The sequence below is a fragment of the Paraburkholderia phenazinium genome, from assembly GCF_900142845.1.
In the GTDB taxonomy this organism is placed as follows: domain Bacteria; phylum Pseudomonadota; class Gammaproteobacteria; order Burkholderiales; family Burkholderiaceae; genus Paraburkholderia; species Paraburkholderia phenazinium_A.
In genome coordinates, this window is sequence record NZ_FSRU01000001.1 from 1,499,602 (window position 1) to 1,512,231 (window position 12,630).

General features: G+C 64.3%; 10 protein-coding genes. 3 read left to right on the top strand and 7 right to left on the bottom strand.

Annotated elements, in window-relative coordinates; genetic code table 11:
* Positions 1 to 2 precede the first annotated feature (2 nt).
* The gene (locus tag BUS12_RS06535) at positions 3 to 1,373 is read left to right on the top strand and encodes an MFS transporter (protein WP_083640273.1); all 1,371 of its coding nucleotides are present in this window, start codon (positions 3 to 5) and stop codon (positions 1,371 to 1,373) included.
* A 112-nt stretch (positions 1,374 to 1,485) separates the two neighbouring features.
* Here the strand turns inward: BUS12_RS06535 and BUS12_RS06540 are convergent, their stop codons facing one another.
* From BUS12_RS06540 to BUS12_RS06565, 6 genes are all read right to left on the bottom strand, one after another.
* A complete protein-coding gene (locus BUS12_RS06540) occupies positions 1,486 to 2,181 on the bottom strand; it encodes a TetR/AcrR family transcriptional regulator (protein ID WP_074294821.1) in 696 nt (231 codons plus the stop codon).
* A gap of 82 nt (positions 2,182 to 2,263) precedes the next feature.
* Positions 2,264 to 3,553: an NAD(P)/FAD-dependent oxidoreductase gene (locus BUS12_RS06545; protein ID WP_074294823.1), complete on the bottom strand. Its 1,290-nt coding sequence runs from the start codon at positions 3,551 to 3,553 to the stop codon at positions 2,264 to 2,266.
* 56 nt (positions 3,554 to 3,609) lie between these two features.
* Positions 3,610 to 4,401 (bottom strand): anti-sigma factor, encoded by a 792-nt coding sequence (locus BUS12_RS06550; RefSeq protein WP_074294824.1) that lies wholly within the window; start codon positions 4,399 to 4,401, stop codon positions 3,610 to 3,612.
* A complete protein-coding gene (locus BUS12_RS06555) occupies positions 4,401 to 4,973 on the bottom strand; it encodes an RNA polymerase sigma factor (RefSeq protein WP_074294826.1) in 573 nt (190 codons plus the stop codon). The genes BUS12_RS06550 and BUS12_RS06555 overlap by 1 nt, the downstream gene beginning before the upstream one ends.
* 301 nt (positions 4,974 to 5,274) lie before the next feature.
* Positions 5,275 to 6,207, bottom strand: a complete 933-nt coding sequence (locus tag BUS12_RS06560; RefSeq protein ID WP_074294827.1) for a dihydrodipicolinate synthase family protein — start codon at positions 6,205 to 6,207, stop codon at positions 5,275 to 5,277.
* An 87-nt stretch (positions 6,208 to 6,294) separates the two neighbouring features.
* On the bottom strand, positions 6,295 to 7,869 hold the full coding sequence (locus BUS12_RS06565) for a UxaA family hydrolase (protein WP_083640274.1): 1,575 nt from the start codon (positions 7,867 to 7,869) through the stop codon (positions 6,295 to 6,297).
* 158 nt (positions 7,870 to 8,027) lie between these two features.
* Between BUS12_RS06565 and BUS12_RS06570 the strand changes: the two genes are divergently transcribed.
* Positions 8,028 to 8,963, top strand: coding sequence for a LysR family transcriptional regulator (locus BUS12_RS06570; protein ID WP_074294829.1), 936 nt, complete (start codon positions 8,028 to 8,030; stop codon positions 8,961 to 8,963).
* 231 nt (positions 8,964 to 9,194) lie between these two features.
* Positions 9,195 to 12,269 (top strand): transglycosylase domain-containing protein, encoded by a 3,075-nt coding sequence (locus BUS12_RS06575; protein WP_074294832.1) that lies wholly within the window; start codon positions 9,195 to 9,197, stop codon positions 12,267 to 12,269.
* A 67-nt stretch (positions 12,270 to 12,336) separates the two neighbouring features.
* Here the strand turns inward: BUS12_RS06575 and BUS12_RS06580 are convergent, their stop codons facing one another.
* Complete coding sequence (locus BUS12_RS06580) at positions 12,337 to 12,630, bottom strand: addiction module antidote protein (RefSeq protein ID WP_074294834.1); 294 nt, start codon at positions 12,628 to 12,630, stop codon at positions 12,337 to 12,339.

A 12,630-nucleotide genomic window follows, 5' to 3' on the forward strand; every position in this document is an offset into this window, starting at 1 on the left:
ACATGCCGCATCCGATTCATCCCGCCCATTCCGACTTGCCGGACGAGAACGTGCTGCCCGCCGGCGCCGCCGCGACCGGCGTGCGCCGCTCGAAGGTGCGTTACCGCATCCTCGCGCTGCTCGCGGTCGGCACGATGATCAATTATCTCGACCGTACGGTGCTTGGCATCGCGGCGCCGCAGTTGACCAGGGAACTGGGCATCAATGCCGCGCTGATGGGGCTGATGTTCTCCGTGTTTTCCTGGAGCTACGTGGCCTCGCAGATTCCGGGCGGGTTGTTCCTCGACCGCTTCGGCAGCAAGCTCACCTATTTTCTGTCGATGACGTTCTGGTCGCTATGCACGCTCGCGCAAGGACTGGTGCACGGCATTGCGCCGCTGTTCGCGTTCCGGCTTGGGCTGGGTGTGGCGGAGTCGCCGTGCTTTCCGACCAATAGCCGCGTCGTGGCCACCTGGTTCCCGCAAAACGAGCGGGCCATGGCGACGGGCACGTACACGGTCGGCGAATACATCGGCCTCGCGTTCTTCAGCCCGTTTCTGTTTGCGCTGATGGGCGCTTTCGGCTGGCGCTCGCTGTTCTACGTCGTAGGTGGGGTGGGTCTGGTATTCGGTCTCGTCTGGTGGTTCAGCTACCGTGAGCCGCGCGATCATCCCGCCGCCAACGCCGCGGAACTCGACTACATCGAGGCCGGCGGTGGCCTGACGCATCGCAAGAAGACGCCCGGCGAAGCGAAGGCCCGGTCGAGCGGCTTCGAATGGCGCACCATCGGCCAGTTGCTCAAGCATCGCCAGCTCACCGGCATCTGTCTCGGCCAGTTCGCGGGTAACTCGACGCTGGTGTTTTTCCTCACATGGTTCCCCACCTATCTGGCCACCGAGCGTCACATGGCCTGGCTGAAGATCGGCTTCTTCGCGATCATGCCGTTTATCGCGGCGTCGATCGGCGTGATGTTCGGCGGTACGTTTTCGGACTGGCTGCTGCGGCGCGGCGTCTCGCCGAACGTAGCGCGCAAGCTGCCGATCATCGCCGGCCTGCTGCTTGCATCCACGATCATTCTCGCCAACTATGTCGAGAGCAATGTGATCGTGATCGTGATTCTGTCGGTGGCGTTTTTCGCGCAGGGGATGGCGGCGCTCGGCTGGACGCTCGTGTCGGATATCGCACCGGACGGCTTGCTCGGCGTGACGGGCGGCATCTTCAACTTCGCGGCGAATCTCGCCGGCATCATTACGCCGCTGGCAGTGGGACTGATCGTGGCGTGGACCGGCTCGTTCGTCGGCGCACTGGTGTTCATCGGCGTGATCGCGTTGATCGGCGCGCTGTCGTACATCTTTATCGTCGGCGATATCAAGCGGATCGTGCTGGCCGACTAACGCTGCCGCCGCGCTGAGGCGGGGCTAAACGACAAACAAAGCGAAACAAAGCAAAGCAAAACGCCTGCGGTCCTTATGGGGCCGCAGGCGTTTCTTGTCAGCAGTCTATGTTTCAGGCTTCGTTGCGCAGGAAGCGCAGCACGGCATCGACGATCATCGCCCGGTGCCGCGTGCGCAGCCGCGGATGCGACGGGTCGCGGCCGAAGGCGGTGCCGAACGTATGGCGATTGCCGATGCGGTGAAAGCACATGGAACTGATCAGCAGGTGCAGGTCGATCGCATCCACGTCGCTGCGGAACTGGCCGCTCGCAATGCCGCGCGCCAGCAGATCTTCGATGGTGTGAATCGCACTCGCGTTGCTGTTCTTGAACGTCTTCAACTGCTCGACGTACTTCGCGCCGTGAATGTTCTCGATGGTGATGAGACGTACGAAGTCGCGATGCCGGTCGTGATAGTCGAAGGTGAATTCCACCAGCTTGCGCATGCCTTCGACCGGGTCCAGCTCGCTGACGTGCAGGTCCTGTTCGAGCGCGCGAATGTCGCCGTACACTTTCTCCAGCACCGCCTGGTACAACCCTTCCTTGCTTTCGAAGTAGTAGTACAGCATGCGCTTGGTGGTGTTCGTGCGCTCGGCGATGGCGTCCACGCGGGCGCCGGTCAGCCCCATGGCGGAGAACTCCTGGGTGGCGACTTCGAGGATATTGCGCTTCGTCTCTTCCGGGTCGTACTTGCGACGGGCGTCGCCGCGTCGAGGTTCAGACGGGATGCCGCTGTGATCGGGCGCGGCGGCCTTGCTTCCCTTGTTCATTGTGTTTTTCAGCGGCGATGACGGCGCATTCTAGCATGTCGAAATTCGCCGTTCCCGTTGCATGGGCAGCCTGTCCGGCGGCTTATCCGGCAGCGTCTCCGGACGCCCGCCGCCGCGCCGCCAGCGCGTCGCGCGCCTGCATCGCGGTGTAGGTCAACTGCGCGGCGGCCAGTCCGAGCGTGCCGAAGGTGTGCGTCAGGCCGAACGCGGCGAACGCCTCGGGAACCGGCCGCTCGCCGGCAATCGCCGCGGCCAGCAGTTCGCCGGAAACGGTGGTGGGGGCCATGCCGTGACCGCCGAAGCCGACGGCATACCAGACACCGTCGGCGCTCTGGCCGATCTGCGGCATCTTGTGCCGGGCGTAGCTCATCAGGCCGCCCCACGCGTGCTCGATCCGCACGTCGTGAAGTTGCGGATAGACCTTCAGCAGATCGCGCCGCAGCAGCCGGGCAATGGCTTGCGGCTCGCGATTCAGGACGGAGATGCGGCCGCCCCACAGGATGCGCGTGTCGGGCAGCGGGCGGTAGTAGTCGAAGGCGAAGCGGGTATCGTAGATCGCTGCCGAGGTGTCGATCGCGTCTTTCAGGCGCGCGCCGAGCGGCTCAGTAGCCATGACGTAGGTGGCGATCGGCAGCACCGCGCGTTCGACGCGCGGATAGACGTTGCGCACGTAGCCGCCACCGGCCATGACGACCTGGCGCGCTTCGACGGCGCCCTCGGCCGTTTCGACCAGGAAGCCGCTGCCTTGCTGCTGCAGCCGCACCACCGGCGAATGCTCGTAGATCTGCGCCCCCGCGTCGGCGACGGCCGCGGCGACCCCGAGGACATACTTGAGCGGATGGAAGTGGAACGCGTTGTGCTCGAGCAGGCCGCCGTGATAGCGGTTCGATTTCAACTGCGTGGCGAGCGTGGCCGGATCAACCGGTTCCCAGTCGACACCGAACGATTCCTTCATCAGACGGCGTTGCGCTTCGAGCCGCGCGGGTTCGTCGAACCAGTTGGCGAGGATCACGCCGGCGTGGGTCGCATCGCACTCGATGCCGTAGCGCGTGATGCGCCGCCGCATCAGATCGACCGCGTCGGTCGTGAGCGCGTAGAGCTCGCGGGCGCGCGCCGCGCCCAGAATCCTGAGCAGATCGGCGCAGTCGAGACTGTAGCCGCCGAACACAAAACCGCCGTTGCGCCCGGATGCGCCGAAGCCCACTTGCTGCGCTTCGAGAACGACCACATCGCGCACGCCGCGCTCGACGAGGCCAAGCGCCGTCGACAGGCCCGCGAGGCCGCCGCCGATAATGCACACGTCAGCGGCACGTTTGCCGGACAGGCGAGCCCGCTCGGGGCGAGTCACCGTTGCTTCGTAAAAGCTTTGCATAAAAGGTGGCCGGTGCCTGCTGGTTCGTCAGCAGGCGCCGGCATGGCGCGTTGAGTTCAGGATACCGGCAACAGCTTGCCGCTGAATACCACCGGACCGCTCGGGCCGTTGGGATTCGGCGAGCCGCCCGGCGGTTCGATCGAGATCGCCAGCGCCGCGTAGTTTTCCGGCTTTTGTTGCGCCGCGGGGACCTTGCCGTTGCCGCTGTTGGGCAGCACGCCAAGCGAGACCGGATGGCCGCTGGCGGGGATGCCCCACAACTGCATCGCCCGGTCGGGCGGGAGCTGGACGTCGCCGAGCCGGTGCAGCGTCATCGTGGAATGGGCTTCGTCCCACGCCACCAGCATGATCGGCTGAGCGTTCTTGTCGTTGAGCACCGCAACGTGCGACACCTCGGCCTCGGGTTGCTGCGCGGCCGTCTGCGTCGATTCGGTCGTCGTGGCGCCGAACGGCAACAGCGAACGCACGGCAAACACCAGCGCAATCGCTGCGAGCGCGGTCACGCCGATGGCCCAGCCACGCCAGAACGCGAGGTTGTCGAACAGGCTGCGGGCCGGGCGAGCCGGGCGGTCCGGCTGGGCCGACGGCGGGACGGTTGTCCCGCTCCGGGCGGCGGCGATGCCCAGCCGCTGCTCGATGATCTCCCAGACCGCCGCCGAGGGCATGCGCGGCGGCACGAGTTCGGCCAGCGGCTCGAGCCGTTGTTGCCACTCTTCCAGCGAGCGGCGGATCACCACGTCGTGTTCCGCGTATGTTTGCAGCCGTCGCCGCGCGCCGCCGCGCAAGGTGCCGAGCGCATATTCGGCCGCCAGCAGGTCCACCAGTTGAGGATACCGATGCAGATTCATCAGACACCCCCGCCCAGGCAGCTTTTCAATTTGCTGAGGCCGCGCCGGATCCACGACTTGACCGTGCCGAGCGGCACAGTCAGCGTTTCGGCAATCTCGCTATGGCTTTGGTCGCGCAGATACGCCAGCGCCACCGCTTGCCGCTGCGCCGGCTCGAGCTGCTGCATGCACCCGTCCAGCAGCCGCGCTTGCAGGCTGACGCCTGAGAGCGTCTCCGGATCGGGGTCTCCCGAAGCGACAAGATCGTCCAACGCATCACTCCATTCTGTTTCCTGCGTGTTCACCCGCCGCAGGTGGTCGAGCGCACGATTGCGGACGATCGCCGACATCCACGTCATCGGGGCCGACAAACCGCGCCGGTAGTCGCCCGCGAAACGCCAGATATTGACGAAACTGTCCTGCAGGACCTCTTCGGCCCACTCGTGTCTGGTCAATATACGGAGCGCAAGGCCAAACAGTTTCGGGGCAGCCGCGTCATATAGCTCCCGCAGTGCGGCAGCGTCCTCTTTGGCAATGCGTTCGAGGAGCGCGGCGAGCGTTTCCGGCGTGAGTTCTCGAGTGTTTGCGGTCATGGACAAATGAGTGATGGCATGCGGGGCTATGTTACTCAATTTCCGGCTGCGGTTATATCCGCATTTTTTTTACGTCGATCTGCATCCTGTCGGGCGGCTGCTGCGTATAGGAGGGGGGGAGGCAGGTCTGCGTCAAGAGTCGGAGTCCGTTCCGACGGCTGGACGCAGGGTAGGGAGGACGGGGTAGTCGTAGGCGACCGGCGCCGTGGTGCGGCTCGAGCAGGTGCCGGGCACGGCTTCGCGCCAGGCGGGACAGCAAGCGCCCGGCGTAAAGCCGTCATGATGCATAGGGAGGCGGTGCTTACTTGCCCCAGCGCAGGACCACTGGGTCGAGGCGCCGCGCAATCGTGAGGAGACCTGCACGGGTTGCGGGATGCATCGGCAGCAGCGGATGACGGACCGCGTCGGACTTGATCACACCGCCTGCTTTCATCAACGCCTTCGGAGTCGCGAGACCGCCCTGGCGATTCTCGTAGTTGATAAGCGGCAGCCAACGCTGATAGTGAGCGGCTGCGAGTTCCGCGTCGCCGGCGGCGTAAGCGTCGACGATCAGGCGGATGCCGTCGGGATAACCGCCGCCCGTCATCGCACCGGTTGCGCCCGCATCCAGATCGGCCATCAGCGTGATCGCTTCTTCGCCGTCCCACGGACCGATAATCGCGTCGCCGCCCAGTTCGATCAACTCGCGCAGCTTCGCGGCCGCTTGCGGCACTTCGACCTTGAAGTACGAGACATTCGCGAGCTCGCGCGCCATCCTCGCGAGAAACGGCGCCGACAATGCCGTGCCGGCCACCGGCGCATCCTGGATCATGATCGGAATGTCGATCGCATCCGATACCTTGCTATAGAACTCGTAGATGCCGCGCTCGCCGACGCGGATCGTCGCGCCGTGATACGGCGGCATGATCATCACCATCGCGGCGCCCGCATCCTGGGCGGCGCGGCTGCGCAGCGCACACTGGTGCGAGCTGAAATGCGTGGTTGTGACGATCACCGGGACGCGTCCGGCGACGTGCTCGAGCACCAGATGCATCAAGGTGTTGCGTTCGTCGTCGGAGAGTGCGAACTGCTCGGAAAAATTCGCGAGAATGCACAGGCCGTTGGAGCCCGCGTCGATCATGAAGTCGATGCAACGCTTCTGGCCTTCGAGGTCGAGACGCCCTTCGTCGTCGAAGATGGTCGGCGCGACCGGAAACACGCCGCGGTAGGAGGTCTGGATGCTTGCTTGGTTCATGATGGTTCGATCTGCCTGGCGATGGTTTGACGGGTTTGCTTGACGGTGGATTGACGACGCGACGGGACGCGCCGCGCCGGAGAGAAATCAGGTAATGGCGCCGATCTGCCACGGCACGAATTCGTTCTGGCCGTAGCCGTGAATCTCGCTGCGCGAGAGCGTGCCGGAGGCGGTATCGAGCATCAGCTGGAACAGTTCGGCGCCCATCTCGTCAATCGATTTCTGGCCGCTGAGAATCGAGCCGCAATTCAGATCCATGTCTTCCTGCTGACGATTCCAGAGCGCGTCGTTGGTGGCGATCTTCAGCGACGGCGTCGGCGCGCAGCCGTAAGCGGAGCCGCGTCCGGTGGTGAAGCAGATCAGGTTGGCGCCGCCCGCCACCTGGCCGGTTGCGGAGATCGGATCGTAGCCGGGCGTGTCCATGAAGACGAGGCCTTTCGCGTCCACATGCTGCGCGTATTCGTAGACCTCGACGAGATTCGTATGACCCGCTTTGGCGATCCCGCCGAGCGATTTTTCGAGCACCGTCGTGAGGCCCCCAGCCTTGTTGCCGGCCGACGGATTATTGTTCATCGCCGCGTGGTGGCGCGCGCAATAGTCTTCCCACCAGCGGATGCGCGCAACGAGTTTTTCGCCGACTGCACGCGTCACCGCGCGACGCGTCAGCAGATGCTCCGCGCCGTAGATTTCCGGCGTTTCGGAGAGGATGGCGGTGCCGCCGTGCGCGACCAGCCGATCCACCGCGGCGCCAAGCGCGGGATTGGCCGAGATGCCGGAGTAGCCGTCGGACCCGCCGCACTGCAGGCCAACCACCAGATGCGCGGCGGGCACCGGCTGGCGTTTGACCTGGTTGGCTTCGGCCAGCATGCCTCCCACCAGTTCGATACCGCGTGCGACCGTTTTGGCGGTGCCGCCGGTGTCCTGAATGTTGAAGGTCTTCAGGAACTCGGCTTCCTTGAGTCCTTGCGTCTCCATGAGGCGCGAGATCTGGTTGGTTTCGCAGCCTAACCCGATCACCAGCACGCCGGCGAAGTTCGGATGCGCGGCATAGCCGCCGAGCGTGCGTTGCAGAAGCGCGAGTCCTTCGCCCTCGGGATCCACCGCGCAACCGGCGCCATGCGTGAGCGCCACGACGCCGTCCACATTGGGAAACGGCGCCAGCACCTCAGGGTGAATGTCGCGCCGGAAGTGGTCGGCAATCGCGCGTGCGACGGTGGCCGAGCAGTTCACCGAAGTCAGCACGCCAATGTAGTTGCGCGTGGCGATGCGCCCGTCGGCCCGCACGATGCCGTTGAACGTAGCGGGCGTGGCCGCCATGGCCGTGGTTTTGGTATCGGCGCAGAACGCGTAGTCGCGGGCGAACTCGCCCATCGCGACGTTGTGCGTGTGCACGTGCTCGCCCGCGGCGATTGGCCGGCTGGCAAAGCCGATGATCTGGCCATAGCGGCGCACCGCCTCGCCCTCGGCAATGGCACGCACGGCGACCTTGTGACCGGGCGGAATCAGGCCCGAGACCGTGACGCCTTCGCCCGGCAAGATTGTGCCGCCGACCAGTTGGCCGCGCGCGATGACGACATCGTCGCGGCTGTGCAGGCGGATCGCGGGGGGCGGTGTGACGGGGGAGGGTGTGACGACGCAGGGGTCTTCGCTGATGGATGGCATGTCGAATCCTTCTCTGTGGCGCAGCGCAAACCGGGTGAGCCGCGTGGCGTGCACGTCCCGGCAGGGTGTCTTGATTGTCTCCGGGACTGACTATACGACGCCCCATTCCGGCCTGTATAGTGAATTGTTTCCATGCTGTGATCACTTTTACGACTCACATGAACGATACGCTGAACGTGCTGCTCTCGCGCTTGCGCATGAAGCAGTTGCAACTGCTGATTGCGCTCGACGATCACAAGTCGCTGCACAAGGCGGCGGGCGCGATGGCCATGACGCAGTCGGCGGCGAGCAAGGCCCTGCAGGAACTGGAATCGATGCTGGAAGCGCCGCTCTTCGAGCGTTCGAAGAGCGGCATGATCGCCAACCAGTTCGGGCATTGCGTGATCCGTTATGCACGGCTGATGGCGACGGACCTGACCTCGCTCTGCCAGGACATTGCGGAAATCCGCTCGGGGCGTGGCGGGCGTCTGGCGATCGGCGCGATCATGGGTGCGATTCCGGATGCCGTGGTGCCGGCGCTCAACACGCTGCATGCGAGCCAGCCGAATCTCTCGATCGAGATTGTCGAAGACACCAGCGCGCGGATGCTGCAGCAACTGGACGAGGGGCGTCTGGACCTGGTGATCGGGCGTGCTGCGGTCAGTGCCGATCCTTCGCGATATCAGTATCAGCCGTTGGGGGACGAACCGCTGTCGGTGGTGGTGGGCAACAGCCATCCGCCGATGTCGCGCAAGGCCGTGAATTTGCGCGATCTGGCCGGACACCGCTGGGTGACGTACCTCAGCCATATGCCGTTGCACGCGCTGCTGGAGCGCGAAATGGACCTGGCCGGCATGAGCATGCCCGTGAGTCCGATTTCCACTGCGTCGACCTTCGTGACCGTCGCGCTGCTTCAGCAGGCTGCGGATCTGGTATCGGTATTGCCGACCGGCATTGCCGAACTGTTCGCGAAGCACAAGATGCTGCGGATTCTGCCGGTCAAGCTGAAGTCGCAATCGCAGACGTTCGGGATTGTGTCGCGCAAGGGAGGCGTGCTGTCTCCGCCTGCCGAGCAGTTCATCCGGCTATTGCGCGAGCAGAAAACGGCGGGGTGAAGGGGGGGGTCTTGCGGGCGCTCCGGCGCGTTTTGACGCATTTTGATTTTGCGCGCGCGGAAACGCTCAATATCTCACTTCGCTCGCCGCTGCGCCATGCCTTGCTGAAACGGTGTTGCTGGCGCGAGACTGTGGGGGCATTCCGTACCCTTTCGGTTGTCCCGATCCGCGCTAAACTAATCGGGATGCGGGCCGGTTTTTCGGATGCGTGCCTGCGAGGGAGATGCCGCCATGAATCGGCCACTCGTTCGTTTTCCGCTTCGCACTGCCGGCGGTACGTCGGCGTGGAAGTGGTTCAAATGGTCGCTGGTCGCCGCTCTGCTGGTGGCGCTGGCAATCCTGGCCAAGCTTTGCCAGATCGAGATCGAAACTTCCCGCCTGCAGGCGCGCTACCTCTCAGAACTGACGCGCGACGTGGATTTCACGCTCGCGGACGGCGCGAGCCCCAATATCCGCTTTCCCACCAACGGCCCGTACGACGAGCGGCTTGGCTACGCCTTGCTGCCGTCGTTTCAGCAACGCCTGAGCGCACGCGGTTTCGTCGTCGCCTCGCAGGCGCGCGACTCCGAGCGCATGCTCGCGCTCGCCGACGACGGCTTGTTCCTGCCATATCAGGAGAAAGATCAGGCGGGCCTGCGACTGTTCGACGGCACCGGCGCGCCGCTGTTCGACGCTACCTATCCGCGCCGGATCTACGGCGGTTTCGAGGCGATTCCGCCGGTCATCGTGAATTCGCTGCTGTTCGTCGAGGACCGCGAGTTGCTCGATCCCAACCAGCCGAACCGCAATCCGGCGATCGACTGGGGGCGCTTCGGCCACGCGGTGCTCGACCAGGGCGCGCGGATTTTCAACCGGCATCAGTTGCAGCCTGGCGGCAGCACGCTCGCCACGCAGATCGAGAAGTTCCGTCACTCGCCGGATGGGCGTACCGCTACGCCGCCGGAGAAGCTGCGGCAAATTGCGTCCGCTTCGGTGCGCGCCTATCTGGATGGACCGCAGACCATGCCGGCGCGGCGCGAAATCGTCGTGCAGTACCTGAATTCGGTGCCGTTGTCGGCGCAGCCGGGTGTCGGCGAGATCAACGGCATGGGCGACGGCCTGGCGGCATGGTATGGGCGCGACTTCGGCGAGGTCAACGCGATTCTCAACGCGCCGGCCTCGGCCGACAATCTGACCGAGCAGGCGCTGGCGTTCCGGCAGGTGCTCTCGCTGATGATTGCGCAGCGCGCGCCGTCGTACTTTCTGCATCACGGCTACGGCGAGCTCCAACGCATGACGGACAGCTATCTGCGGCTCCTCGCCACGGGCGGCGTCATTTCCACGTCGCTGCGCGACGCGGCGCTCAACGCGCAGATTGCACTGAATCCCACGCCGATGCGCACGGCGGACGATTCGTTCGTCAGCCGCAAGGCCGTGACCTCGATGCGGGCGCATTTGCTGGACGCGCTCGGTTTGCGAAGCTTCTATGAACTCGACCGGCTCGATCTGCAGGCTACCGGCACGCTCAATAACGCGGTTCAGCAGGCGGTGAGCGACCGGCTCGCGGCCGCGGGCACCAAGGACGGTGCGCAGGCGGCGGGTCTGTATGGCTTCGAAATGCTGCGTCCCGGCGACGACCCGTCGAAGATCACCTACAGCCTGACGCTCTATGAACGTCACAACGGCGCGAACCTGGTGCGGGTGCAGACGGACAGCGTCAACGAACCGTTCGATATCAATTCGGGCGCGCGCCTGAATCTCGGCTCCACGGCGAAGCTGCGCACGGTGATCACGTACCTGCAGATCGTCACGGATCTGCACGACCGCTATGCCTCGCTGAGCGTGGCGGACCTCAAGCGCGTCCAGCCCGATCCGCAGGACGCGCTGACGCGTTGGGCGCTCGACTATCTGATCAAAACGCCCGACCATTCGCTGCAAGCCATGCTTGATGCCGCGGTGGAGAGAAAGTATTCGGCTAGCGCAGGAGAAACGTTTTACACCGGTGGCGGTGCGCAGACCTTCACCAATTTCGAATCGAGCGACAACAGCCAGATTCTGACCGTGCACCGGGCCTTTCAGCACTCGGTGAATCTGGTGTTCGTGCGCCTGATGCGCGATATCGTGCGCTATGAAATGATCCAGACCTCCGGGCCGTCGACGCAATGGCTCGACGATCCCGCCGCGCGCCAGCTATACCTGAGCCGCTTTGCCGATCAGGAAAGCCGCGTCTATATGAAGCGCTTCTACACGAAGTATCACGGCAAGACGCCTGATGAAGCGCTGGCGGCGATGCTGCACAGCGTGCACAAGTCGCCGCCGAAGATTGCGACGGTATTGCGCAGCGTGGCGCCCAATGGCGCGCAGGGCTGGTTCGACGCGCAGATGCGCGAGCAGCTCAAGGGCACGCCGGCGCAGTGGCTCACGGACGACGATCTCGCGAAACTCTATACGAAGTACAGCATGGATCGCTTCAATCTGAACGATCGCGGCTATATTTCGCGCGTGCATCCGTTGGAGCTGTGGCTGGTGAATTATCTGCGCGAACATCCGGATGCCACGCTCGACCAGGTTCAGGACGCGAGCCGCGATGTGCGGGTGTCGACGTATTCGTGGCTTTTCAAGACTCGCTATCACGCTACGCAGGATCGACGCATCAAGCACATGATCGAACTGCGTGCTTATGCTGCGATCGGCAAGTCGTGGCAGGCGCTTGGTTATCCGTTCGCCAATTTGACGCCGTCGTATGCGGCGGCGATTGGGGCGTCAGGCGACCGGCCGGCGGCGCTCGCGCAACTGATTGGTGTGATCGCCAACGGTGGCGACAAGGTGCCGACGGAAAGCATCGCGCAACTCGATTTCGCTAAAGATACGCCGTATGAAACGCATTTCGTGCGTGCAGCGGTCGCGCCGCAGACGCAGTTGTCGCCGCAGATCGTCAATGTCGTGCGTGGGATGTTGAGCGATGTCGTGCAGGGCGGGACGGCCAAGCGGCTTGCGGACGGGATGATTTTTCCCGATGGCAAGACGCTGCCGGTGTATGGGAAGACGGGTACCGGCGATCAGCGCTTTGAGGTATTTGCTAAAGGCGGGCGGTTGATCGAGTCGCGTAAGGTCAATCGCAGCGCGACGTTTGTGTTCATGATGGGCGACCGGTTCTATGGGACGCTGACCGCTTATGTGCACGAGCCTTATGCGGCCCGGTATGACTTTACTAGCGCGATGTCGGTGCAATTGCTGAAGTCGCTGGCGCCTGTGTTGCAGCCGTTGATTGAGGCGCCGAAGGCGGGTGGGGCGACGGGCGGCGTGGCCGCGGTTAAGCGGAGTTGAGGGGACACCCAACTGTGCCGCAACGGCGTCGACGGGCGTTATGACGTGACGTCTTGCTGGCGTCGCCTCAGGCGTGGGTCGCCGCCTTGGCCGTCAGTTCCATACCCAGCGCTTTCATGACGGCCAGGGTCGTCTTCAGGGTGGGATTGCCGCGCTCGCTGAACGTCCGGTAAAGCTGCTCGCGCGAGAGTCCGGTTTGTCCGGCAATCTGCGCCATGCCTTTCGCACGGGCCACCACGCCCAGCGCGTGAGCAATATAGGCGGCATCGTTCGTCGCGAACGCCTCGGCCATGAACACGGCCATCGCTTCCTCGCTGGCCAGATCCTCAGCGGGATCATAGGTCGTCAACTTTTCAGTCAT

Bases quoted from the DNA above. Each gene is read 5' to 3' on its own strand.
- BUS12_RS06570 (WP_074294829.1), top strand. From the start codon at position 8,028: ATGAACGATACGCTGAACGTGCTGCTCTCGCGCTTGCGCATGAAGCAG.
- BUS12_RS06550 (WP_074294824.1), bottom strand. From the start codon at position 4,401: ATGAATCTGCATCGGTATCCTCAACTGGTGGACCTGCTGGCGGCCGAA.
- BUS12_RS06540 (WP_074294821.1), bottom strand. From the start codon at position 2,181: ATGAACAAGGGAAGCAAGGCCGCCGCGCCCGATCACAGCGGCATCCCG.
- BUS12_RS06575 (WP_074294832.1), top strand. From the start codon at position 9,195: ATGAATCGGCCACTCGTTCGTTTTCCGCTTCGCACTGCCGGCGGTACG.
- BUS12_RS06545 (WP_074294823.1), bottom strand. From the start codon at position 3,553: ATGCAAAGCTTTTACGAAGCAACGGTGACTCGCCCCGAGCGGGCTCGC.
- BUS12_RS06565 (WP_083640274.1), bottom strand. From the start codon at position 7,869: ATGCCATCCATCAGCGAAGACCCCTGCGTCGTCACACCCTCCCCCGTC.
- BUS12_RS06535 (WP_083640273.1), top strand. From the start codon at position 3: ATGCCGCATCCGATTCATCCCGCCCATTCCGACTTGCCGGACGAGAAC.
- BUS12_RS06560 (WP_074294827.1), bottom strand. From the start codon at position 6,207: ATGAACCAAGCAAGCATCCAGACCTCCTACCGCGGCGTGTTTCCGGTC.
- BUS12_RS06580 (WP_074294834.1), bottom strand. From the start codon at position 12,630: ATGACTGAAAAGTTGACGACCTATGATCCCGCTGAGGATCTGGCCAGC.
- BUS12_RS06555 (WP_074294826.1), bottom strand. From the start codon at position 4,973: ATGACCGCAAACACTCGAGAACTCACGCCGGAAACGCTCGCCGCGCTC.